This is a genomic window from Stenotrophomonas sp. CASM106 (assembly GCF_049384825.1).
GTDB classification, from domain to species: Bacteria; Pseudomonadota; Gammaproteobacteria; order Xanthomonadales; family Xanthomonadaceae; genus Stenotrophomonas; species Stenotrophomonas muris.
In genome coordinates this window covers 1-21,847 of record NZ_JBMRFS010000018.1, presented here as the reverse complement: position 1 = coordinate 21,847, position 21,847 = coordinate 1, and the positions used below count along the sequence as shown (strand labels likewise).

Here is a 21,847-nt window from a genome sequence, read left to right as displayed (position 1 = left end):
CCGCTGTAGAGCCGAGCCCATGCTCGGCTGCCCTCGGGGGGCCAAGCCGAGCATGGGCTCGGCTCTACAAAACAGCGCTACCGCAGCGGCCTGCGATCAGGGAGAATCGACCGGTCCCTTCCAGCCGACGGGACGTCCTTACAACCCGCCGACTGGAGAGAGCGCGCGTGGAAGCAACCGTACACTTCATCAACAGCATCATCTGGAGCAAGGCACTGATCTTCGTGTGCCTGGGCGCCGGCCTGTTCTTCAGCCTGCGCACGCGCTTCATGCAGATCCGTGGCTTTTTCGAGATGTGCCGCCTCACCGTCAAGGGTGAGAAATCCGACGCCGGCGTGTCCTCGTTCCAGGCCCTGGCCATGTCGATGGCCGGCCGCATGGGCATCGGCAACATCGCCGGCGTGGCTACGGCCATCGCCTTCGGCGGCCCCGGTGCGATCTTCTGGATGTGGGTGATGGGCTTCCTCGGCGCGTCCACGTCGTACGTGGAATGCACCCTGGCGCAGATCTACAAGACCAAGGACGCCGAAGGCCGCTACCGCGGTGGCCCGGCGTACTACATCGAAAAGGCCATGGGCCTGAAGTGGTACGCGCTGGCCTTCGCCATCGCCACGATCATCGCCGCCGGCTTCCTGATGCCGGGCGTACAGGCCAACGCCATTGCCGACAGCATCATCAACGCCTGCCGTGGCACCGCGCTGTGCGGTCCGATCGATGGCCAGGCCTTCGGCATGGAGTCGGTGCAGGCGCTGAAGCTGGGCATCGGCATCGTGGTCGCGCTGCTGCTGGGCGTGGTGATCTTCGGCGGCGTCAAGCGCATCGCCAATTTCGCAGAAGTGGTGGTGCCGTTCATGGCCGCCGGCTTCATCCTGATGGCCATCGTCATCATGATCATCAACTACGACCGCGTGCCGGAGATGTTCAACATCATCTTCAGCAGCGCCTTCGGTACCCACGCCGCGTTCGGCGCGATGATGGGCCTGGCGGTGGAGTGGGGCATCAAGCGTGGCATCTATGCCAACGAAGCCGGCCAGGGCTCGGGCCCGCATGCAGCGGCCGCCTCGGAAGTCTCGCACCCGGCCAAGCAGGGCTACGTGCAGGCCTTCGCGATCTACTTCGACACCATGATGGTGTGCACCGCCACCGCGTTCCTGATCCTGGCCAGTGGTACCTACAACGTGTATTCGGCGGCAGGCGCCGGCGCCCCGCCGATCTTCCAGGGCCTGGCCGGCATTCCCGAAGGTGCGGGCTACGCCCAGGCCGGCGTGGAAGCGGTGCTCCCGGGCTGGGGTTCGGCGTTCGTGTCGATCGCCATCTTCTTCTTCGCCTTCACCACCATCATGGCGTACTACTACATGGCCGAGACCAACCTCAGCTATGTGAACCACAACAGGAAGCGCCCGCTGACCGTGCTGGTGCTGCGCCTGGGCATCATCGGCATGGTGGTGTTCGGCGCGTTCCATAATGCGACCCTGGCCTGGGCGCTGGGTGACATCGGCGTCGGCCTGATGGCCTGGCTGAACATCATTGCCATCCTCATCATCCAGAAGCCGGCGATGCTGGCCCTGCGTGACTACGAACGACAGAAGAAGCTGGGCCTGGATCCGGTGTTCGACCCTGATGCCCTGGGCATCAAGAACGCCGATTTCTGGCGCCAGCGCAAGCAGGAGAGTGTGTAAGTGAACAACCCCTGGAACAACCGCCGCCCGTCCGCCCGTCCGCCGCGCGCAACGCCGTTGCCGCGCCCGGAGGTGCCGGCCACGGGCGGTGGTGGGCGCGGTGGCAGCGACGAGCTGCGCCTGTACGGCCTGAATGCCGTGCTGGCCGCGTTCGAAGCGCGGCCACAGGCGCTGCGCAAGCTGTACCTGCTGGAGGCGCGCATTCCGCGCCTGCAGCCGCTGCTGAAGTGGTGCGTGGCCAACCGCGTGGGGTATCGCGTGGTTGAAGACGGCGATCTGAACAAGCTTGCCGGCACCACCCACCACGAAGGCGTGGTGGCCGATGTGCTGCGCGCAGCGGCGCTGCCGCTGGCGCAGTGGCTGGAGCAGGTCGGCGACGGCCCGGCGCTGGCGCTGTGGCTTGATGGCGTGGGCAACCCGCACAACCTCGGTGCGATCCTGCGCTCGGCCGCACACTTCGGCGCCAAGGCGCTGCTGCTGCCGGCCGGCAGCACGCTGGCGCTGTCCGGTGCCGCCGCGCGCGTGGCCGAGGGCGGTGCAGAAGCGGTGCCGCTGGTGCAGCTCCCGGAGACCGCCCAGGCGATGACGCAGCTGCGTGCGGCCGGCTTCGGCCTGGCGGCGACCCTGGTGGAGGGCGGTGACGACGTGTTCCGCACCTCGCTGCCGGCCCGCCTGGTGTATGTGATGGGCGCCGAAGGCGAGGGCATGGACCGCAGCCTGGCGGGAGCGTGCGACCAGCAGGTCTCGATTCCCGGCAGCGGCGCGGTGGAGAGCCTGAACGTGGCCTCGGCCACGGCGGTACTGCTGGCGCAGTGGGCGAGCCGCCGCGGCGATTGACACGCCTGTTGCACCACGCGGTCACCTGGAACCCGGCCCTCGTGGCCGGGTTTTTTGCGCGGATCCTGCAGGACGTCAGCATGATCACGCGGGTCGCACGCGGGATGCCGCCTGCAAAGCATGCTGATTGCGACTGATCAGGTTGCATCAAGCATGCTTGATGCATGAGTACGCACTTTTAGAATTTGTCTCATTGTTGAGCCGCATCCTGCATCGCACGGTGGACCTCCATCCAACGTCGGACAGGAGTGGTTCCATGCATCGAATCCAACACCACGCGCTGCGCGCATCCCCGCTGCTGGTGCTTTGCGCGCTTGCAGCCTCGCCGGCGCTGGCCGAAGAACGCAGCCTGGACGGCGTCAACTTCACCGGGCCGCTGATCACCCCCAACCCGGCTGGCCTGCCGCAGGGCAACTGGTACATCGAACCCTATCTGGTGCGGATCGACAGCCGCGATCATTACGACGATGGCGGCCATCGCCGCCGCAGTGGGCAACGCAGCGGCGCATGGGCAACGGTGGTACCGATCATCTACGGCTTCAGCGACCGGGTGATGGGGCAGGTCAATCTCAGTGCATCGCGTGCCGAACAGGGCGGCGCGCGCAGCAGTGGTTTCCGTGCCGGTGACACCACCGCGCGCCTGCAGTACCTGTTGCAGGCGCCCAATGCCGATGGCACGCGTCCGGCCATCTCGGTCGCGCTGGTGCAGCGCTTCAGCACCGGCAGCCATGACCGCATCACCGGCAATCCGCTCGATGCGCAGGGCGACGGTGTGCAGCGCACCACTGCCGCAGTGGGCGTGCAGCAGGTGGTCTGGCTGGGTAACGACCGCCCGCTGCGCTGGCGTGCCCAGCTCAGCGCCGGGCCTGCGCCGTCGCGGACGGCGATCTCCGGGGCCAGCGTCTACGGCACCGACGACAGCTTCCAGGGGCACATCTCCCGGGGGTCGGTGCTGGGCCTGTCGGTCGGCGCCGAGTACAGCTTCAATCCGCGCTGGGTGGGCGTGATGGAAGTGGCCGCCAGCCGCGAGACCGGCCAGCGCCTGAGGGGTTTCGCGCGCAACGCCAGCGGTGGTTTCGAACGCATCGACGAGCATCGCCCGGCCAGCCGCAGCGTCACTCTGGCGCCGGCCGTGGAGTACCACTTCAGCCCGTCACTGGGCCTGATCGCCGGCGTCGAGTTCAGCGTGGCTGGCCGCAACACCGGCCGCATCATCAGCCCCCAGGTCGCCCTGGGCATGTTCTTCTGAGGGGCCGCCGATGAACATCGAATCCATCGTCAACACGATCCTCGGCATCGTCTGGAGCCCCTATCTGGTAGTGCTGTGCCTGCTCACCGGGCTGTACTTCAGCGTGCGCACGCGCTTCATCCAGCTGCGTGCATTGCCGGACATGCTGCGCCTGATGTTCCGCCATGAGCGCTCCGATGCCGGCGTGTCGCCGTTCCAGGCGTTGTCCCTTTCGCTGTCCAGCCGCGTGGGCGTGGGCAACATCGCCGGTGTCGCCATGGCCATCGCCTTCGGCGGCCCCGGCGCGATCTTCTGGATGTGGATCGTCGCCTTCCTCGGCGCCTCGAGCGCCTTCATCGAGTCCACGCTCGCGCAGATCTACAAGGAGCGCGACGGCAAGGGGCAGTACCGGGGCGGCCCGGCGTACTACATCGAAAAAGGCCTCGGCCAACGCTGGTATGCAGTGCTGTTCGCATTGGTGACGGTGCTGGCGGGCGCGATGCTGGCTGGCACTCAGTCCAATGCGATCACCAGCGCGGTGAACGAGGCCTGGGACGTGCCGGTGATGACCACCACGGCGGTTCTGCTGGTGGTGCTGGGTGCCATCCTCATCGGCGGTGTGCGGCGCATTGCGCGCGTGGCCGAATGGGTGGTGCCGCTGATGGCCGTGGCCTACCTGCTGGTCGCGGCGCTGGTGATGGTGCTCAACGCGGACAGGGTGCCGGAGGTGATCATGCTGGTGCTGCGCAGTGCATTCGGCGTGGATGCGGCGTTCGGCGCGATGATCGGCACCGCCATCCAGTGGGGCGTGCGCCGTGGCGTGCTGTCCAACGAGGCCGGCATGGGCAGTGGTGCGCATCCGGCCGCCGCCGCGGAAGTCTCGCATCCGGTCAAGCAGGGCCTGGTGCAGTCGTTCTCGGTCTACATCGACACAATGGTGGTGTGCAGTGCGACCGCCTTCCTGATCCTGTCCACCGGCCTGTACAACGTCTACGACCCGGCGGTGAACGGTATTCCGGATGAGGCGCGCCTGCTGCTGGGCAATCTGCCGGGAGTCGAAGCCGGGCCACGCTTCGTGCAGCACGCGGTGGAATCGACGCTGCCGGGCTTCGGCCGTTCGTTCGTGGCGCTGGCGATCCTGCCGTTTGCGTTCACCACCATCCTGGCGCTGTATTACATGGCCGAGACCAACGTCAGCTATCTGTGCCGTGATCGGCCGACGCCCTGGGTGATGGGCGGCTTCCAGCTGCTGTTCCTGGCGGCAACCGGCTACTCGGCGGTGAACAGTGCAACGGTGGCCTGGTCGCTGGGCGACATCGGCGTCGGCCTGATGAGCTGGCTGAACATCATCGCCATCCTGCTGTTGCAAAGGCCTGCCCTGGCCGCACTGCGCGATTACGAGGCGCAGAAGCGCAAGCAGCGTGATCCGCTGTTCAAGCCGCAGACGATCGGGGTAAGCAACACCCGGGTCTGGGAGAGCTAATACGATCAGGGGTCAGATCCCTCGCCAAGGGCGAGGGCTCTGACCCCCTGTGTCACCGCATCACTCGTTCGGCGGCGTGGTCGCCTTGGCCTCGCTGCCAAAGCTGCCGTCGGCTTCCGCCGCCAGGTACGCGAACACGGTATACGCGGCCACGTTCTGCGCCAGCGCCTTCGGGTCGATCTTGTCCAGCGTGTCGTCGGCGGTGTGGTGCAGGTGGAAGTAGTCCGAGCCATCCTGCGCCAGCCACGCCCACGCACCGCCCTTGGCGGCCAGCGGGCCGACGTCGGGGCCCGGGCCACCCTTGTCGGCCTGGTACTCGATGCCCAGCGGCTTCATTACTTCGGCAATCTGCTTCGTCGCTTCACGCGAGCCTTCCGGATTCGGTGAACCGGTATTGAAGGCGTAGATGCGGCCTGCGCCGAAGTCGCTCTCGGCGGCCAGCTGGTGCAGGGCCACGTCCTTGGCGTGTGCCTCGGCATAGGCCTTGCCGCCGTAGAGGCCCTGTTCCTCGTTGGCGAAGGCGATCACGCGGATGGTGCGCTTCGGTGCCTGCTTGAGCTGGCCGATCAGGTGGCCGGCGGCCATGGTGATGCCCACGCCCGCGCCGTCATCCACGGCGCCGGTGCCCAGGTCCCACGAATCCAGGTGACCACCGATCACCACCACTTCCTTCGGCAGGCTGCGGCCGGTGATCTCGCCGATCACGTTGTACGAGGTGGCGGTGCCGTCCCAGCCGCAATCCAGTGCCACCTTCACCGTGGTGCTGCCACGGGCCAGCAGGCGGGCCAGCTGGTCGGCATCGGGCACTGACAGCGCGGCCGACGGCACCGGGGTCAGGCCGTCATCGAAACGGGTGATGCCGGTGTGCGGCACGCGGTGCGAGTCGGTGCCGGCCGAGCGCATCAGGAAGCCGACCGCGCCCTTGCGGATGGCTTCGGACGGGCCCTTGCTGCGGATCGCACCGCCGCGGCCGTAATCGCGGCCATCGCGGAAGGGCAGCATCTGGTAATCGACGAAGGCGATCTTGCCCTTCAGCGAACCTGCCGGTGCGGCCTGCAGCGCGGCCAGGTCGGGGAAGCGCACCACCTCGGCTTCCACGGTGCCCCCCGGGCTGCCGCCCAGTGCGGTGATCTGCAGCGGCTGCGGGTTCCTGCCGGTCACGGCGGCGTGTTCGCTGCGGCGCTCCCATTTCGGGAACGTCACCGGCTCCTTCCACACCTTGTCGAAGCCCAGGGCCTTGAACTTGGCTTCGGCCCAGGCAACGGCGCGGGCATCGGCTTCGCTGCCGGCAATGCGCGGACCAATCTCGGTGGTGAGCGACTCGACCACCTTCCAGCCGGTGTCATCGGCCAGCGCCTGGTCGCGCAGCTGCGCGGCGGTCGCCAGCGAGGCGGGGGGCAGGGTGGTGGTGCGCGGTGCCGCGAAGGCCGGGACGGCCAGCAGGGCGAGGGAGGATGCGATGGCAAGGACGCGGCGACGCATGGACAACTCCGGGAAGGGACCTAAGCCTTGGAGCTTAACAGTCGTTCAGCCCGGCGCATGGGCGGGAGGTCATGGCTGGCGCGGATGCTGTTTTCCGCCAGATGCAGCAAAGCGAAAGCCCCGCCGGAGCGGGGCTTTCGCCTGCTTCTGTAGAGCCGAGCCCATGCTCGGCTGCCTTTTGCAGATCAGCCGAGCGTGGGCTCGGCTCTACAGGTGGGAGGGGCGCCCATACGCGCCCGGTACCCTTACTTCTTCAGGCTGTCGCGGATCTCGCGCAGCAGCACCACTTCTTCGGCCGGCGCCGCCGGTGCCGCTTCCTTCTTGCGCGACAGGCGGTTGATCGCCTTGACCACGAGGAAGATCGCGAAAGCCACGATCACGAACTGGATGACGGTGTTGATGAAGTCGCCGTAGCCAACCACCACCGCCGGGATCTCCTTGCCATCCGGTCCGAGCCGGGCTGGCGACAGCGTCCAGGCCAGGCTGGAGAAGTCCACGCGGCCGATCAGGTAGCCCAGCGGCGGCATGATGATCTTCTCGACCAGTGCGGTCACGATCTTGCCGAAGGCCGCGCCGATCACCACGCCGACGGCGAGGTCGATGACGTTGCCGCGCATCGCGAATTCCTTGAACTCGGTGAGCATTCCCATTGTTGTTTTTCTCCGGTGGGGAAGTGGACAGCGCGCAGGGTAGCGCAGGTGATGTCAGCCGGCGATCACGCCGTGGCGCTCGGCCACGTTTTCCAGGCGCGCGCTGAAGCGGTCGCCGGGCTTGAGCGCGGCCACGCCGGACGGCGTGCCCATGAACACCAGGTCGCCGGCACGCAGCTGCCACAGCTTGGACAGCTCATGCAGGATCTCCGGCACGTTCCAGATCATCTGGTCGAGCAGAGCCTGCTGGCGCACCTCGCCGTTGACCTCCAGCGACAGGTTCAGCGCGGCCAGGTCGCCGACTTCCTCGGCGTGGACGATTTCGCTGATCGGCGCGGAGGCGTCGAAGCCCTTGGCCGCGTCCCACGGGTGGCCCTTGTCCTTGGCCGCGGCCTGCAGGTCGCGGCGGGTCAGGTCCAGGCCGACGGCATAGCCGTAGACCAGTGCGTCGGCGTCGGCCACGGCCAGCTCGCCGGCGGGCGCATCGCGGCCGATCGCCACCACCAGCTCCACTTCGTGGTGCAGGTTGGCGGTCGCTGGCGGGTAGGGGATCGCATCGTCGTGGCCGACCACGATCGCATCGGCCGGCTTGCTGAAGAACATCGGGCGGCCACGGTCATCGGCCGCCGGCACTGCCGCACCCATTTCGCGGGCGTGGTCGGCAAAGTTGCGGCCGACGCAGTAGATGCGGTGCACGGGGAAACTGCCACCACCGGCTACCGGCACACGCGGCAAGGCTACGGCAGGGATCACATCGGAGACATCGGACATGCGGGCATCCAGGAAGGGCGTGCCCGCAGTCTAGAACGCATGGCGCCCGCCGTCAGCGGGCGCGCAGGAGGTGGATCAGCGCGAGGCCGGCAGCACCGGCTTGCGTACCACGCGGTACTCGCCTTCGACCACGGTCGGGTCGACCGGGCGGGCAACACCCGGCTTGCGCGAGGCCAGCAGCTTCCACGCCAGGCCGACCAGGATCATCGCCGCACCGACGAACACACCGATGAACACCATCGCGGCCAGGATCGCCAGGCCAAGCAGGCCCACGGCAACGCGCACCAGCGGGTGGCGCGGCTTGCGCGGCGCGAACAGGGTGCGGAACTGGTTGAAGGCGGATGCGCGATTGAACATGGCGGCTCGATAGGCTGGGATCAGCGAAACCAGAGTATCGGGACGCGCCACTGTCATTGAGTGAAAAACTCGTTAAATATAGCCTGTGCTTATTACGGATCAATGACTTGTGTTCATGTCGCAGCCAGTCACCTGAGTGGGCATGCGACAATGCGGGTTTACCGTACGAGCCTTCGCCATGACTGCCGCTGCTGCCCTGATCGCCCTGGATGCCATTGCCGATGGCGCGTTTGCCGAGGTCGAAGCGGTGGTCGATGGCGATGCCGAATCGCTGGTGCTGTACCGCGACGGCGCGCAGGTGCGCGCATTCCTGAACATCTGCCCGCATGCCGGCCGCCGCCTGGACTGGGCGCCGGGGCAGTTCCTGAAGAGCCGCGAGGGCCACCTGGTGTGCGCCGCGCATGGCGCGTCGTTCGCGCTGGACAGTGGCGACTGCATCGCCGGCCCGTGCAAGGGCGACCGCCTGCGCGCGGTGCCGGTGGGCGTGCGCGACGGGCAGGTCTACCTGGCTTGAGGCCAGAAGCAGTCGAGCACGGCTCGACGCTACAAAAGCCGTGTCGACCAAGGTCGACAGCTACCAGAGCGAGATCCGTGCCGACCAACGGTCGGCACCCACCACCAGCCGCGTGAAACTGTCGAAGGCGGCGCACTGTGGGTTTGCGGGGTGTGAGCGGCATGGATGCCGCGGCCAAGCCCCCATGGATGGGTTTACGGCGTCCCCGCAAACCCACAGTGCCCCGCCATCCCACGGAATGCCCGCTGTTGCTGTTGCTTCGGCTTCTGCAGGTGCAGGGCGCAGCCCTGCCGATCAAGTCCCTCAGAACATCAGGTTGATCATCAGCACCACCACGCAGGTGTAGATCAGCGACAACGGGCCGCCGACCCGCCACATCTCGCGCGGGGTGTAGTTGGCCGGGCCGGTGATCATCGAGATCACCGGGTTGGAGGCCGTCATCAGGTTGTTGGACGCCGACAGCGCCACGATCAGCGCGAACGCGGTCGGGTTGCCACCCGCCGCCAGTGCCAGGTTCACCGCAATGGGGACCATCACGATGGTCGCGCCCACATGGCTGATCACCAGCGAGAACGCCGTGGTCAGCAGCGCCAGCGCCACCTCCAGCACCCACACCGGAATGCCGGTCGGCAGCTTGTCGATGGTATGGCCGGCCACCCACGCGGCCGCACCGCTGGAGTCCATCGCCCAGCCGAGCGGAATCAGCCCGGCCATCATGAACACCGTCTTCCAGTTGATCGAGGCATAGGCCTCGTCCATGCGCAGCACGCCGGTCAGCAGCATGCCGGCCACGCCGGTCATCAGCGTCAGCGCCACCGGCAGCTTGCTGGTCAGCGCGATCAGGATGGTCAACGCGAAGATCGCCATCGCGATCTTGAACTTGTGCGGGCGCTGCTCGCCGGTCGGGTAGTCGGTCACCACCACGAAGTCGCGGCTCTTGGCAGCCTGCGCCAGGTCGGTCCAGATGCTGTGGAACACCAGCATGTCACCGGCGCGCAGCTGCACGTCACGCACGTCCTCGCGGATCACCTGCTTGTCACGGTTGATCGCCAGCAGGCTGATGCCGCGCTCCTTGCGCAGGCGCAGGTCGGCCGCACTCTTGCCGATCACGTTCGAGGTCGGCGGCACCACCGCCTCGGAAATGCCGGCGCGGCTGGGGTTGAACAGGTCGCCCAGGTGCTTCAGGCGCGAGGACATGCGCAGGAACTGGTTCTGCGCGAAGTCGCTGATCTGCTGGCGCGGGCCCATCGCACCGAGCACGCTGCCGACCCAGATGCGCATCTCCGCCGGCGGCGCCAGGCGGGTGTCATTGCCGGTCTTCAGGGCCAGCAGCAGTGGCGCATCGTGCAGGGTCTCGGCCTCGCCCAGGGTCATGCCGACCAGCGGGCTTTCGGCGCTGACCACCAGCTCGAACACATCGCCTTCGATGCCGTAGGTCTTGGCAAAGTAGCTCTCGGTTCGCGCCGGGGTGACCCCGTCGTTGACCAGGTTTTCTTCCTCGATCAGCTTGCGGTCGCCGTAGTAGCGGAAGTACAGCAGCGAGGCGACCAGCAGTGCCACGCCGATCGGCAGCGGCGCGAACATGCGCAGCGGCTCGATGGTGGCCAGGCCGGAGGGCAGGTTGTTGTTGGCCGAGGCCAGCAGATCGTTCAGCAGGATCAGCGGCGAATTGCCGACCATGGTCAGCGCGCCGCCCATCACGATCGCCGCCGAGATCGGCAGCAGCAGGCGCTGCATCGTCAGCCCGGTGCGCGCTGCCAGTCGCGAGGCGACCGGCAGGTACAACGCCATCACCGACGGGTTCTGCATGAAGGATGAATTCAGGCCGGCGATGGCCGTGGTCATCATCAGCAGCCGCTGCTCGACACCGTGGCCGCGCCGCAGCAGCCAGGCGGCCAGCCGGTTCAGCGCCCCGGTGCGGTCCAGACCCGCACCGAGGATGGTGGTGGCGATGATGCTCATCACCGCGTTACCGGAGAAACCGCCGAAGATTTCCTCCGGCGCGATCAGTCCGGTGACACCGAGCACCACCAGCACCACCAGCACCACCAGCGCGACCACGTCGGCGCGGATGCGCTCGAACAGGAACATCGCCATCGTGAAGCCGACCAGCCCGAGCACGAGCTTCATGTCGTTGGTCAGCGTCAGCGCGGTATCCATGTGGGGCGCGGCGTCCTCAGGCGATCGTCAGGTGCGGTCGTACAACAGGTCCCAGACGCCGTGGCCGAGCTTCTGGCCGCGGGTCTCGAAGTGGGTCTGCGGGCGCCAGTCCGGGCGCGGCACGCTGCCACGCGGGCCGGCACGGTTGACCAGGCCGGCGGTGGCATCGAGCACATCCCACATCTGCTCGGCGTAGTCTTCCCAGTCGGTCGCGCAGTGCAGGCGGCCGCCCGGGCGCAGCTTGCGCACCAGCAGTTCGGCGAACGCCGGCTGCAGCAGGCGGCGCTTGTTGTGGCGCTTCTTGTGCCACGGGTCCGGGAAGTAGATGCGCACTTCATCGAGCGCGCCATCGGCGATCTCGTTCTGCAGCACTTCCACCGCATCGTGGTGGTACAGGCGCACGTGGTCGGCGTTGTCGTCGGCCAGCGCGTTCAGCAGCCGGCCCACGCCCGGGGCGTGCACTTCGATGCCGATGTAATCGCGTGACGGGTCGTGCTGGGCGGCGAAGCGCAGCGCGGCACCGTTGCCGAAGCCGATTTCCAGCACCTTGTGTGCCGGGCGGCCGAAGGTGGCGTCCAGGTCACGCGGTTGGCCGGTGTAGTCGAGGCCGAAGCGCGGCCAGCGTTCGTCGAACGCGCGCTGCTGGGCGGGGGTGAAGCGGCCCTGGCGCAACACGAAGCTGCGCACCTCGCGGCGGCCCTCGCTTACGGTGAAGGGCTTGGGCGGAGCCTTGGAACCGGCGCTGTCAAAAGGATTGGTCATCAGCCGATCAGCCCATCCACCGGCGAGGAGGCGCTGGCGTAGCGCTTGCGCGGGATGCGCCCGGCCAGGAACGCCTCGCGGCCGGCCTCGACCGCCTTGCGCATCGCACTGGCCATCAGCACCGGGCTGCGTGCACCGGCAATGGCGGTGTTCATCAGTACGCCGTCGCAGCCCAGCTCCATCGCGATCGCCGCGTCCGACGCGGTACCGACGCCGGCGTCGACGATGATCGGCACCTTGGCGTCTTCGATGATCTGCAGCAGGTTGTACTTGTTCTGGATGCCCAGGCCCGAACCGATCGGCGCGGCCAGCGGCATCACCGCAGCGCAGCCGATCTCTTCCAGGCGCTTGGCCAGGATCGGGTCGTCGGAGGTATAGACCATCACCTCGAAACCGTCCTTGACCAGCTGCTCGGCGGCCTTCAGGGTCTGCATCACGTCCGGGTAAAGGGTCTTCTGGTCGCCCAGCACTTCCAGCTTGGTCAGGTTGTGGCCGTCCAGCAGCTCACGGGCCAGCCGGCAGGTACGCACGGCGTCCTCGGCGGTGTAGCAGCCGGCGGTGTTGGGCAGGATGGTGAAGCGCTCCGGCGGCAGCACGTCCAGCAGGTTCGGCTCGCCCGGGTTCTGCCCGATGTTGGTGCGGCGGATGGCCACGGTGACGATCTGGGCGCCAGCGGCCTCGGTGGCCAGGCGGGTTTCTTCCAGGTCCTTGAACTTGCCGGTGCCGGTCAGCAGCCGCGAGCCATAGGTCTTGCCGGCGATCACCAGCGAATCGGGGGAGACATGAACGTTCATGGCGCGATTATCGCTTATCCGCCTGAAGATGGGGTCACGCAGAGGGCGGGGTCGAGCGTGGGGTCAGATCCCTTTGCCATCGGCAAAGGGATCTGACCCCTGAACACCCGCGCAGGCCTCAGCCCCCGCCCAGCGCGTGCACGATCTCCACCACGTCGCCTTCGGCCAGGACGTGCTCGCCATGGCGGCTGCGGCTGACGATCTCGCCGTTGACCTCCACCGCCACCCGGCGCTGCAGCAGCTGCTCGGCCTGCAGCAGGTCGTGGAGGGTCGCCGAAGCGGGCAGGGTACGGGGTTCGCCGTTGAGCTGGATGTTCATCGCCGCATTGTCGCCGATGGCCTGCGCGGATCGGAACCCTTGCAAATTTCGTTGATCGCCAGCCCCGGCACAGCGTGGTCCAGCGCCCTCAGGCGACAATCCATGCGGCGGCGCAGCGTGAGCAAAACGCGGCGCAGTGGAACCATTCACCGTGCGCCGGCGTACGTCCGCCGGGTCCTCAACGATATCCCCACAGGAGTTTTTTACATGCTGCTCAGCAAACGCCCGATCCGCTCCCTGATGGCGGCCGCGATCGCGCTGGCCGCGCTTCCGGCCATGGCAGGCGAATCCCCCTATTCCAAGGCCGTGTTCTTCGGTGACAGCCTGACCGACGCTGGCTATTTCCGCCCGCTGCTGCCGGCCGATGTGCGTCCGGTGACCGGCCAGTTCACCACCAACCCGGGTTGGGTGTGGGCGCAGCAGGTCGCCAACTACTACGGCCTCAACGGCACGCCCAACGGCAATGGCCAGAACGGTGACAACTACGCCGTCGGCGGCGCCCGTGTATCGGCCGACGAAGCGGGTGGCCTCGGAGCCATTCCGTCGCTGAAGTCGCAGGCGACCCGTTACCTTGCTGCGAATGGTGGCAAGGCTGACGCCAATGCCCTGTACACCGTCTGGGGCGGTGCCAATGATCTGTTCGCGGCCACGCGCGCAGCGGCCGGTGGTGCCTCGCAGGCCCAGGTGCAGGGCATCATCGGCGCCGCGGTCACCGACCAGATCGCGCTGGTGGGCGCCCTGAAGCAGGCCGGTGCCCAGTACGTGCTCGTGCCGAATCTGCCGGACGTGGGCATCACTCCGCAGTTCCGTGGCCCCAACGCCGCCGCCGCCACTGCACTGTCGGCCGGTTACAACAAGGCCCTGTACGGTGGTCTGAAGCAGGCGGGCATCGAGTTCATTCCGCTCGACACCTTCAGCATCCTGCGTGAAGTGACCGCCAACCCGGGCATGTACGGCTTCACCAACGTCACCAGCACCGCCTGCAAGATCGATCCGGCCAACTCGACGCAGAGCATCCTGACCTGCAACCCGACCAGCTACGTCAGCCCGGATGCGGCCAACACCTACCTGTTCGCCGATGGCGTGCACCCGACCACTGCCGGTCATCAGCTGCTGGGCCAGTACGCGGTCTCGGTGCTGGAAGGCCCGCGCCTGCAGCAGGTGCTGAGCCACTCGGCACAGACCATCGGCCGCTCGCGTGCCGACCAGGTCAGCATGCACCTCGGCGGTCGGCCGGCTGACGGCCTGTCCTGGTGGGGCGGCGTGCGTGGCGACCTGCAGCGCTACGACCACGCCGACCTGTACGACGGCCTGGCCCCGGCCGGCCTGTTCGGTATCGACTGGTCCCGCGACGGCATGGTGTTCGGCGGTTTCGCCGGCTTCGGCCGCCTCAGCGCCGACTTCGGCAACAGCCGTGGCGACTTCACCCAGAAGGACACCACCGCCGGTCTGTTCGCCGGCTGGTATGGCGACCGCATCTGGGTGAACGGCCAGGTCAGCTACACCTGGCTGTCCTATGACGTGAACCGCAAGGTCCAGCTGGGCCCGGCCACCCGTGAGCATGGTGGTTCGCCGGACGGCAGCAACCTGACCGCGGCCCTGAACGCCGGTTACGAGTTCGGCACCGAAGGCGGCTTCCGCCACGGCCCGATCGCCTCGGTGATCTGGCAGAAGGTGAAGATCGACGGTTACAGCGAAAGCGCTGCGGCTGGCACCCTGGCCACCGCACTGGGCTACGACCGCCAGAACGTCGATTCGACCGTCGGCCGCATCGGCTGGCAGGCCCGTTTCGATGGCGGCGCCGTCAAGCCGTACGCGCAGGTGACCTACGATCACGAGTTCGAGGACACCAAGCAGGCCAGCGCCTGGCTGCAGACCCTGCCGGAACTGGGCAGCTACCGCGTGCCGGGCCTGAAGTTCGACAAGAACTACGCCACCGTCGTGCTGGGTGCCCGCACCGAACTGTTCGGCCTGCAGAGCAACTTCGGCCTGAGCGCTTCGACCGGCCAGAAGCGCGCGCAGGACGCTACCCTGTTCGCCAACTTCAGCGGCACGTTCTAAGCAGCACCCGCTGGGGTCGGATCCCTTTCCGCAAGGAAAGGGCTCTGACCTGTTGCGCCGGGGGTCGGATCCGTTTCCGCCAGGAAACGGCTCTGACCCCATTGCGGCATGCTGCCATTGCGCAACACTGGCCCAACCGCATAGACTTTCACCGCGTACTGCGGGCGTAGCTCAATGGTAGAGCTGTAGCTTCCCAAGCTACTGACGTGGGTTCGATTCCCATCGCCCGCTCCAATCACGCCACGCGTGTAGACAGAAGGCCGCTCATCAGCGGCCTTCTTCATTTCTGATTAGTTTCATATCCACGGCCATACGCGCCCGGTTAGCGTTGCCGCATTTCCTACACGGAAGCAGCGCATGGAAACGAAGGACGACGTCGTCGGCAGCCTTCATGAGATCTACAAGAACTCCGGTGCCGGCACCTCCCGCCAGCTGGCGGCAGTGCGCGCACTGGGTCGCGCCGGTGGGCCGAAGGCCGCGCAGCTTCTGTGGCAGATCTATGAGGGGACCTCGGCCGGATCGGTCACGCAGATGGCCTGCATCGCAGCGCTGGGTGAATCCGCGCGCGGGTTCTGAAGCGGAACCAGCCCGCATGGTGATGCGGGCCTGTGGTGTATCCGGCGACGGTTACTCTTTCGCCGGAATCGTCGCCGCAGGAGCCGGCCACTACCGGCGCAGGCGGCACGGGCCAGGCATCATCCACCCGCCACACGCCCGCGCTATGCTTCGCGCCTGCCGACCGATCCCACCGCGATGAAGCTCGCCATCCTGTCCCGCAACAGCTCCCTGTATTCCACCCGTCGGCTGGTCGAGGCGGCGCGCGCGCGCGGCCACACCGTGCGCATCCTGGACCCGTTGCGCTGCTACATGCGCATCGCCGCCGATGGCTTTTCCATGCACTACAAGGGCCGGCCAATGACCGGCGTGGACATGGTCATTCCGCGCATCGGTGCCTCGATCACCCGCTACGGCACCGCGGTGCTGCGCCAGTTCGAGCTGATGGGCGCGCGCACGCCCAATCCGTCCGACGCCATCCTGCGTTCGCGCGACAAGCTGCGCGCGCACCAGCTGCTGGCGGCCAAGGGCATCGACATGCCGGTCACCGTGTTCGGCGACAACCCCGACGACACCGTCGACCTGCTGTCCATGCTGGGCCCGCCGCCGCACGTGGTGAAGCTCAATGAAGGCACCCAGGGGCGCGGCGTGATCCTGACCGAGAAGGCCAGTGCCTCGCGCGGCATCGTCGAAGCGCTGCGCGGCCTGTACGCCAACTTCCTGATGCAGGAATTCATCGGCGAGGCCAAGGGGGCCGACCTGCGCTGCTTCGTGGTGGGCGACCAGGTGGTGGCGTCGATGCAGCGGCAGGCACCGGAGGGCGACTTCCGCTCCAACCTGCACGCCGGGGGTACCGCCGTGGCGGCCAAGGCCAGCCGTGCCGAGCAGCAGGTGGCGGTGCGTTCGGCCAAGGCGCTGGGCCTGTCGGTCTGCGGCGTGGACCTGATCCGTTCCGCGCGCGGCCCGCTGGTGCTGGAGGTCAACTCCACGCCCGGGCTGGAAGGCATCGAAGCGGCCTGCGGGGTCGACGTGGCGACACGCATCATCGAGCACGTAGAGAAGATCAAAAAACCCTGATTATCCATGGGGTTATGATTCTCACCGGCAAATGATCCGGGCCTTTAACGAGGCTTTAATCGGATCGGGCGTAGGCTTCAGCGAACCGCAGCTCTGCCTCTCAGCAGGATCGGTATCGGGATACGACTTCAGGCCCAGGCGGGTGCACCGTCTGGGCCTTTTTTATGCCTGTCGGCCCCATGCCCAAGGTCTCTTGTGGAGGCCGCGTGACGGTCGTAGAGTTGGCCCTTCGTTCCGGGATGGATCGGGAGGTTGGCGATGTACCGCATCATGATGATCGCGTTGCTGCTGGGCCTGTCTGGCGCTGTTGCCGCCAAGCCGGAGAAAGTGGCTGTACAGATGGACCGGCAGGGCTCGGTCGCCGAGCAGATGCGTCAGGTGGAAACCGCCCTGGCCGCCCCCGACTATGCCGAACTGTCCGCCGAGGATCGCGGCCAGGTGCAGCAGTCGCTGTCGCGTATCCGCCAGCACATGGGCGAACGCCAGACCGTGCAGGAGCTGCCGCCGCAGCTGCAGGCCGAGGTCTTCAACGAGCAGGAACGCATCAACACCCTGTTGGCGCGTGGCCATGAAGACAGCCGGCAGATCTGCAGGTACGAACGCACCACCGGCAGCAACATGCCCAAGAGCCGCTGCCTGACCGTGGCCGAACGGCGCCGGATCGAAGAGAAAGGCAAGGCGCTGATCAACGACCAGCGCAGCTACAACACGCTCAGCCCACCGCCCGCCGGGCGTTGACCGCACCGCCCTTCGGCCCATCGAGCGTGCTGTGACGGCGCATCGGTGGCACCGCAGGATCGATGTTCCACTCATGGAAGAACCTGGAGGTAACGATGCAGCGCATGACCCCCTTCGCCCTGATGCTGGGCCTGGCCCTGGCCACCACCGCCCACGCCAAGCCCGAGAAAGGGCAGGTGAAGTTCGACGCCAACGCACCGGTGGCCGAACAGATCCGCAACGTTGAGACGGCGATCAACAGCGAGGACTACAGCGAGATCGGGCTGGAAGACAAAAGCCGCGTGCAGCAGGCGCTGGGCCGCATCAAGATCAAGATGGGCGACCACGAACGCGTGGAGCAGGTCAGTCCGCAGGACCGCACCGAGATCTTCAACGACCAGGAAGTGATCAACACGATCATGACCCGCGCCCACGCCGACAGCCGCATGGTCTGCCGTCGTGAACGCACCACCGGCAGCAACATGCCGCAGAGTGTCTGCCTGACCGTGGCCCAGCGCCGCAAGGCGCAGGAAGACAGCCGCAAGGCGCTCAACGACAACCAGCGCTTCAACAACTACAAGCCCTGATCGCTGCCGGACCGGTCGCATGCCGCCATCGGTCACCCTGCCGTGCGTCCCTTGTGGGCGCATCGGCGGAATCGTAAAGTCGAGACCCTATTCATGGACGAACATGGAGCTCGTCATGTACCGCAACACGACACTTGCCCTGATGCTGTCGCTCGGCCTGGTAGCCACCGTGCAGGCCAAGGCGCAGAAGGACACCGTGCAGATGGATGCCTTCACCCCGGTGTCCGAGCAGATCCGCCGCGTTGAAACGGCCATGGGCAGCGAGGACTACAGCGAGATCGGGCTGGAGGACAAGAGTCGCGTGCAGCAGGCACTGAACCGGATCCGGGTCAAGATGAATGGCCGGGAGAAGGTGGATGAGCTGGCCCCGCAGGAGCGCAACGACCTGTTCAACGAGCAGGAGATCGTCAACACCATCATGACCCGCGCCCAGGCCGACAGCCGCATGATCTGCCGCCGCGAGCGCCTTACCGGCAGCAACATGCCGACCAGCGTCTGCCTGACCGTGGCCCAGCGTCGCAAGGCCCAGGAAGACAGCCGCCGGGCGTTGACCGACCAGCAGCGCATCAGCCGCTGACCGGCTGACGCGGGGCTTTTGCCGGTGTCGGCCCTTCGGTACGAAATGTTAAGAATGGAACCTGTATCGTTCAGCAGGTAGACGTCGCGTCCACCCACGCAGGGGCATCCTGAGCGGGTGGGCCTGGCCCCCCGACGACCCTTCAAGAACCAGAGGTCCCAGTGCGCATTCTCGTAATCGAAGACAACAGCGACATCGCCGCCAACCTTGGCGACTACCTTGAGGATCGTGGCCACACCGTGGACTTCGCCGCCGACGGTGTGACCGGCCTGCACCTGGCCGTGGTCCACGAGTTCGACGCCATCGTTCTGGACCTGAACCTGCCGGGCATGGATGGCATCGAAGTGTGCCGCAAGCTGCGCAACGAAGCGCGCAAGCAGACCCCGGTGCTGATGCTGACCGCCCGCGACTCGCTGGACAACAAGCTGGCCGGTTTCGATTCCGGCGCCGATGACTACCTGATCAAGCCGTTCGCGCTGCAGGAAGTGGAAGTGCGCTTGAACGCGCTGTCGCGCCGCGGCAAGGGCGTGCAGACCCGCGTGCTGGAAACCGGCGACCTGGAATACAACCTGGACACGCTGGAAGTGCGCCGCCAGGGCAAGCTGCTGCAGCTCAACCCGACCGCGCTGAAGATCCTGCAGGCCCTGATGGAGGCCGCGCCGGCCGTGGTCACCCGCCAGGAGCTGGAAACCCGCGTGTGGGGCGAGGAGCTGCCCGACTCGGATTCGCTGCGTGTCCACATCCACGGCCTGCGTGCGGTGGTCGACAAGCCGTTTGAAGTGCCGCTGATCCAGACCCGCCATGGCATCGGATACCGCATCGCCACCCCGGAAGCCTGATTCCGTGGCAACCAAGGGGGAGCGCCGGCGTTCGCCGTATCGGCGGCGCCTGCGCAGCCGCATCATCGTCTCGTTCGTGTTGTTGGGCTTCTGCCTGACGACACTGTTCGCGTTTGCCACCAACTGGGCCCGCATGCGCGTGGAAAACCAGCTGGTGGAAGACGTGATGAACCGCAACATCAACGAGTACGTGCGGCGGTTCTACGAGAGCCCGGATCGCAACCCCGACCTGCCCGTCCAGCAGATGCGTGCGCGCCTGATCAAGCCTGACAAGTTTGACGCGCTGCGCGAGGAAGAGCCGGACTGGTATGAGTTCAAGGATGGCCTGTACAACATGGGCGGCGTGGACGAGCGCGGCCAGCGCTATTCCTACAAGCTTGCCGTGCGCAAGACGCCCGATGCCTGGGCATTCCTGGCCTACGACATGACCGACAGCGTGCGCGGTGGGCAGCAGCTCAACCGCGCGCTGGTGCTGTCGGTGCTGGTGTTCAGCCTGTTGTCGCTGGTGCTGGGCTGGTGGTCGGCATCGAAGGTGATGAAGCCGGTCTCGGACCTGGCCGCGCGGCTGCGTGCCTATCGCGGCGGCACCAGTGATCCCGAGCCGCTGGCGCCGCGGTTCCCCGACGACGAAGTGGGGCAGCTGGCGCAGGCGCTGGATGATTATTCGTCGCGACTGACCGAAGTGGTGCAGCGCGACCGCGAGTTCAATGCCGACGTCAGCCACGAACTGCGCACGCCGCTGGCGGTGATCCGTGGCGCCACCGAACTGCTGCTGACCCGGCCCGGCCTGGATGACAAGGTGCTGCAGCGGCTACAGCGCATCCAGCGCGCCGAACAGCAGTGCAGCGACCTGATCGGCGCGCTGCTGCTGCTGTCGCGCAACGAGCGCGGGCAGGGCACCAGCAACGTCGCGCGCGTGGCCGAACAGCTGCTGGACGCCCACCGCGCGCAGCTGGGTGGCAAGCCGCTGGAGCTGGCGCTGGAAGGCGAGCGCAACCTGGTGATCGATGCGCCGGAGGCGGCCTTGTCGGTGGCGCTGGGCAACCTGATCGGCAACGCGGTGAAGTACTCGCAGGATGGCGAAGTGCGCGTCTTTGTCGGCAGCAATTCAGTGTCGGTCACTGACAGCGGCCCGGGCCTGAGCGAAGAAGACGCCGCCAAGCTGTTCCAGCGCGGCTATCGCGGCACCCATGCCGGCCATTCGCAGGGCGGTGGCATCGGCCTGTCGATCGTCAGCCGCCTGTGCGATCTGTACGGCTGGCAGGTCAGCGTGCGCCCCGGTGGCGAGCGCGGCGTGATCGCCACGCTGACGTTCTCGCCGAAGCCGTTGTAAGGGCCGACTGCCGACCTCGATCGGCATCTGGATCTGCTCTGGTCGCTGCCGACCTCGGTCGGCAATGGCTCTGCTTTGGTAGGTGCCGACCTTGGTCGGCACGAATCCCGCCGGCACCGTATAGCGCCCTGTGTCGCTAGTGCCATCGAATTAACTTCGCAGTCGTGATGCGCCAGAAGCCCAATACGACATCACCGTGATCGCCGCCACGCCGCGTGCGTGTCCGCATGCACGCATTCGTGCCCTCAGCGGCGGCTTGAGAATTTCCTTACAGATCACAGCGCTGCGTGATGGCCAGATGGGTCGGCCGGGGCAGGTGCCTTGGCCGGGATTGGCGTCCTGAAAAAAACCTTCAACTCAAGCGCTCCGGGTGGGCTGCGGCTCATCATGGAAAATGCATCGCCTGCCTCGTTTCGGCGGATGGTGCGTGGGGATTCATCAGAATCCGCTGGAGTCTTTTTCCTCGCGCTTGAGTTGTTGGGTCTCCGGTACGCCAACCCGCACCGTCCGCCACCTCGCATCCGCAGGTGGCTCGTCGTCTGCGAGGAGATTCACCATGTCCGCACGCCCCGTGTTCCCTCAACTGCACGCCCTGATCGGCGAAGCCGCCGACCTGCTGCCGGCCGACGTCGCCGCGCGCATCGAAACCCTGCTCGATGATCCCAAGGATCTGCTGCCCGCGCTGCTGGCCCGCATGGACGGTCGCGATGCAGCCGACGGTCGCCGACTGGAAGCGCAGGGCCTCAGCCCGGCCCAAGCGGCCACCATGGCCGGTCTCAGCCGCACCCTGGCCGGCTTGAATGCACTCATGCAGGTGCTGCACGCCGCCGAAGCCGCCCGCGAACAGGGCGGTGCCCACCAGCAGCTCAGCCCGGATGTCGTCGACGGCCTGCTGCTCGGCGCCCGCGAACTGGCCCGCTACGCCCGCCTGCAGCTGGAGTAGCAACTGTCTTGTCAGGGGCAGCCGAGGGCCACCTCGGCGTCTCGCTTACGGGCGTTGAGGATCACCAGCATTTTGCGCATGACCGCCACGAGCGCCACCTTGCTCGCTTTGCCTTTGGCCTT

The 21,847-nt window shown here is 66.8% G+C and carries 23 protein-coding genes, 1 tRNA gene and 1 pseudogene; 15 read left to right on the top strand and 10 right to left on the bottom strand.

The features are described 5' to 3' along the window. Positions 1-167 precede the first annotated feature (167 nt). The 4 genes from VG556_RS22045 (at position 168) to VG556_RS22030 (ending at position 5,227) form a co-directional block, all read left to right on the top strand. Positions 168-1,679 (top strand): alanine/glycine:cation symporter family protein, encoded by a 1,512-nt coding sequence (locus VG556_RS22045; protein ID WP_100450535.1) that lies wholly within the window; start codon positions 168-170, stop codon positions 1,677-1,679. Beyond that, the gene (locus tag VG556_RS22040; RefSeq protein ID WP_100450534.1) at positions 1,680-2,516 is read left to right on the top strand and encodes a TrmH family RNA methyltransferase; all 837 of its coding nucleotides are present in this window, start codon (positions 1,680-1,682) and stop codon (positions 2,514-2,516) included. It abuts the gene before it with no gap. 256 nt (positions 2,517-2,772) lie between these two features. After that, positions 2,773-3,765, top strand: a complete 993-nt coding sequence (locus tag VG556_RS22035; RefSeq protein ID WP_100450533.1) for a hypothetical protein — start codon at positions 2,773-2,775, stop codon at positions 3,763-3,765. 10 nt (positions 3,766-3,775) lie between these two features. Further along, positions 3,776-5,227, top strand: coding sequence for an alanine/glycine:cation symporter family protein (locus VG556_RS22030; protein ID WP_100450532.1), 1,452 nt, complete (start codon positions 3,776-3,778; stop codon positions 5,225-5,227). Positions 5,228-5,287: 60 nt separating this feature from the next. Here VG556_RS22030 and VG556_RS22025 read toward each other — a convergent pair whose 3' ends face one another. From VG556_RS22025 to VG556_RS22010, 4 genes are all read right to left on the bottom strand, one after another. Next, complete coding sequence (locus VG556_RS22025) at positions 5,288-6,709, bottom strand: M28 family peptidase (protein WP_049404927.1); 1,422 nt, start codon at positions 6,707-6,709, stop codon at positions 5,288-5,290. A gap of 245 nt (positions 6,710-6,954) precedes the next feature. Further along, positions 6,955-7,359, bottom strand: coding sequence for a large-conductance mechanosensitive channel protein MscL (gene mscL / locus VG556_RS22020; RefSeq protein ID WP_049404928.1), 405 nt, complete (start codon positions 7,357-7,359; stop codon positions 6,955-6,957). A 54-nt stretch (positions 7,360-7,413) separates the two neighbouring features. Then, positions 7,414-8,130 carry a fumarylacetoacetate hydrolase family protein gene (locus tag VG556_RS22015; RefSeq protein ID WP_019660190.1) on the bottom strand — a complete coding sequence of 239 codons (717 nt, stop codon included), beginning with the start codon at positions 8,128-8,130 and terminating at the stop codon, positions 7,414-7,416. A 75-nt stretch (positions 8,131-8,205) separates the two neighbouring features. Then, a complete protein-coding gene (locus VG556_RS22010; protein WP_005410817.1) occupies positions 8,206-8,487 on the bottom strand; it encodes a hypothetical protein in 282 nt (93 codons plus the stop codon). A gap of 178 nt (positions 8,488-8,665) precedes the next feature. On the opposite strand from VG556_RS22010, the gene VG556_RS22005 reads away from it, so the two are divergent. Beyond that, positions 8,666-9,001, top strand: a complete 336-nt coding sequence (locus tag VG556_RS22005) for a Rieske (2Fe-2S) protein (RefSeq protein WP_049404929.1) — start codon at positions 8,666-8,668, stop codon at positions 8,999-9,001. Positions 9,002-9,304: 303 nt separating this feature from the next. Here the strand turns inward: VG556_RS22005 and VG556_RS22000 are convergent, their stop codons facing one another. The 4 genes from VG556_RS22000 to thiS form a co-directional block, all read right to left on the bottom strand. After that, positions 9,305-11,161, bottom strand: a complete 1,857-nt coding sequence (locus VG556_RS22000) for an SLC13 family permease (protein WP_423180045.1) — start codon at positions 11,159-11,161, stop codon at positions 9,305-9,307. 27 nt (positions 11,162-11,188) lie between these two features. Further along, positions 11,189-11,923, bottom strand: a complete 735-nt coding sequence (trmB, locus tag VG556_RS21995; protein WP_005410814.1) for a tRNA (guanosine(46)-N7)-methyltransferase TrmB — start codon at positions 11,921-11,923, stop codon at positions 11,189-11,191. Further along, complete coding sequence (locus VG556_RS21990; protein ID WP_005418798.1) at positions 11,923-12,717, bottom strand: thiazole synthase; 795 nt, start codon at positions 12,715-12,717, stop codon at positions 11,923-11,925. Before VG556_RS21990 ends, trmB begins: the two co-directional genes overlap by 1 nt. Before the next feature lie 118 nt (positions 12,718-12,835). Continuing rightward, a complete protein-coding gene (thiS, locus tag VG556_RS21985; protein WP_005418796.1) occupies positions 12,836-13,036 on the bottom strand; it encodes a sulfur carrier protein ThiS in 201 nt (66 codons plus the stop codon). A gap of 207 nt (positions 13,037-13,243) precedes the next feature. Here thiS and VG556_RS21980 point away from each other — a divergent pair, with 207 nt between their 5' ends. From VG556_RS21980 to VG556_RS21960, 5 genes are all read left to right on the top strand, one after another. Continuing rightward, on the top strand, positions 13,244-15,097 hold the full coding sequence (locus VG556_RS21980; protein WP_100450531.1) for an autotransporter outer membrane beta-barrel domain-containing protein: 1,854 nt from the start codon (positions 13,244-13,246) through the stop codon (positions 15,095-15,097). A gap of 160 nt (positions 15,098-15,257) precedes the next feature. After that, positions 15,258-15,331: transfer RNA gene (locus VG556_RS21975), tRNA-Gly, on the top strand. A 123-nt stretch (positions 15,332-15,454) separates the two neighbouring features. After that, the gene (locus VG556_RS21970) at positions 15,455-15,673 is read left to right on the top strand and encodes a hypothetical protein (protein WP_046432239.1); all 219 of its coding nucleotides are present in this window, start codon (positions 15,455-15,457) and stop codon (positions 15,671-15,673) included. A gap of 177 nt (positions 15,674-15,850) precedes the next feature. After that, the gene (rimK, locus tag VG556_RS21965; protein ID WP_005418651.1) at positions 15,851-16,729 is read left to right on the top strand and encodes a 30S ribosomal protein S6--L-glutamate ligase; all 879 of its coding nucleotides are present in this window, start codon (positions 15,851-15,853) and stop codon (positions 16,727-16,729) included. Positions 16,730-16,987: 258 nt separating this feature from the next. Then, on the top strand, positions 16,988-17,467 hold the full coding sequence (locus tag VG556_RS21960; protein ID WP_032957208.1) for a hypothetical protein: 480 nt from the start codon (positions 16,988-16,990) through the stop codon (positions 17,465-17,467). Here VG556_RS21960 and VG556_RS21955 read toward each other — a convergent pair. Beyond that, a complete protein-coding gene (locus VG556_RS21955) occupies positions 17,442-17,573 on the bottom strand; it encodes a hypothetical protein (protein WP_258391312.1) in 132 nt (43 codons plus the stop codon). The two genes, VG556_RS21960 and VG556_RS21955, sit on opposite strands and share 26 nt — an antisense overlap. Here VG556_RS21955 and VG556_RS21950 point away from each other — a divergent pair. From VG556_RS21950 to VG556_RS21930, 5 genes are all read left to right on the top strand, one after another. Continuing rightward, the gene (locus VG556_RS21950; protein WP_014648207.1) at positions 17,563-18,033 is read left to right on the top strand and encodes a hypothetical protein; all 471 of its coding nucleotides are present in this window, start codon (positions 17,563-17,565) and stop codon (positions 18,031-18,033) included. The genes VG556_RS21955 and VG556_RS21950 overlap by 11 nt on opposite strands. A 115-nt stretch (positions 18,034-18,148) precedes the next feature. After that, a complete protein-coding gene (locus tag VG556_RS21945) occupies positions 18,149-18,610 on the top strand; it encodes a hypothetical protein (RefSeq protein ID WP_111144193.1) in 462 nt (153 codons plus the stop codon). Positions 18,611-18,771: 161 nt separating this feature from the next. Next, a complete protein-coding gene (locus tag VG556_RS21940; protein WP_005410804.1) occupies positions 18,772-19,449 on the top strand; it encodes a response regulator transcription factor in 678 nt (225 codons plus the stop codon). Then, entirely contained in the window at positions 19,412-20,782 is a 1,371-nt protein-coding gene (locus VG556_RS21935) for a sensor histidine kinase (RefSeq protein WP_100450530.1), read from the top strand. The genes VG556_RS21940 and VG556_RS21935 overlap by 38 nt, the downstream gene beginning before the upstream one ends. Positions 20,783-21,338: 556 nt before the next feature. Next, positions 21,339-21,725, top strand: coding sequence for a hypothetical protein (locus VG556_RS21930; RefSeq protein WP_032957214.1), 387 nt, complete (start codon positions 21,339-21,341; stop codon positions 21,723-21,725). 11 nt (positions 21,726-21,736) lie between these two features. Here the strand turns inward: VG556_RS21930 and VG556_RS21925 are convergent. Beyond that, positions 21,737-21,847: pseudogene (locus tag VG556_RS21925) on the bottom strand (IS110 family transposase); the annotation flags it as partial.

Bases quoted from the DNA above. Each gene is read 5' to 3' on its own strand.
- VG556_RS22035 (WP_100450533.1), top strand. From the start codon at position 2,773: ATGCATCGAATCCAACACCACGCGCTGCGCGCATCCCCGCTGCTGGTG.
- VG556_RS22030 (WP_100450532.1), top strand. From the start codon at position 3,776: ATGAACATCGAATCCATCGTCAACACGATCCTCGGCATCGTCTGGAGC.
- VG556_RS22025 (WP_049404927.1), bottom strand. From the start codon at position 6,709: ATGCGTCGCCGCGTCCTTGCCATCGCATCCTCCCTCGCCCTGCTGGCC.
- mscL (WP_049404928.1), bottom strand. From the start codon at position 7,359: ATGGGAATGCTCACCGAGTTCAAGGAATTCGCGATGCGCGGCAACGTC.
- VG556_RS22015 (WP_019660190.1), bottom strand. From the start codon at position 8,130: ATGTCCGATGTCTCCGATGTGATCCCTGCCGTAGCCTTGCCGCGTGTG.
- VG556_RS22010 (WP_005410817.1), bottom strand. From the start codon at position 8,487: ATGTTCAATCGCGCATCCGCCTTCAACCAGTTCCGCACCCTGTTCGCG.
- VG556_RS22005 (WP_049404929.1), top strand. From the start codon at position 8,666: ATGACTGCCGCTGCTGCCCTGATCGCCCTGGATGCCATTGCCGATGGC.
- VG556_RS22000 (WP_423180045.1), bottom strand. From the start codon at position 11,161: ATGGATACCGCGCTGACGCTGACCAACGACATGAAGCTCGTGCTCGGG.
- trmB (WP_005410814.1), bottom strand. From the start codon at position 11,923: ATGACCAATCCTTTTGACAGCGCCGGTTCCAAGGCTCCGCCCAAGCCC.
- VG556_RS21990 (WP_005418798.1), bottom strand. From the start codon at position 12,717: ATGAACGTTCATGTCTCCCCCGATTCGCTGGTGATCGCCGGCAAGACC.
- thiS (WP_005418796.1), bottom strand. From the start codon at position 13,036: ATGAACATCCAGCTCAACGGCGAACCCCGTACCCTGCCCGCTTCGGCG.
- VG556_RS21980 (WP_100450531.1), top strand. From the start codon at position 13,244: ATGCTGCTCAGCAAACGCCCGATCCGCTCCCTGATGGCGGCCGCGATC.
- VG556_RS21970 (WP_046432239.1), top strand. From the start codon at position 15,455: ATGGAAACGAAGGACGACGTCGTCGGCAGCCTTCATGAGATCTACAAG.
- rimK (WP_005418651.1), top strand. From the start codon at position 15,851: ATGAAGCTCGCCATCCTGTCCCGCAACAGCTCCCTGTATTCCACCCGT.
- VG556_RS21960 (WP_032957208.1), top strand. From the start codon at position 16,988: ATGTACCGCATCATGATGATCGCGTTGCTGCTGGGCCTGTCTGGCGCT.
- VG556_RS21950 (WP_014648207.1), top strand. From the start codon at position 17,563: ATGCAGCGCATGACCCCCTTCGCCCTGATGCTGGGCCTGGCCCTGGCC.
- VG556_RS21955 (WP_258391312.1), bottom strand. From the start codon at position 17,573: ATGCGCTGCATCGTTACCTCCAGGTTCTTCCATGAGTGGAACATCGAT.
- VG556_RS21945 (WP_111144193.1), top strand. From the start codon at position 18,149: ATGTACCGCAACACGACACTTGCCCTGATGCTGTCGCTCGGCCTGGTA.
- VG556_RS21935 (WP_100450530.1), top strand. From the start codon at position 19,412: ATGGCATCGGATACCGCATCGCCACCCCGGAAGCCTGATTCCGTGGCA.
- VG556_RS21930 (WP_032957214.1), top strand. From the start codon at position 21,339: ATGTCCGCACGCCCCGTGTTCCCTCAACTGCACGCCCTGATCGGCGAA.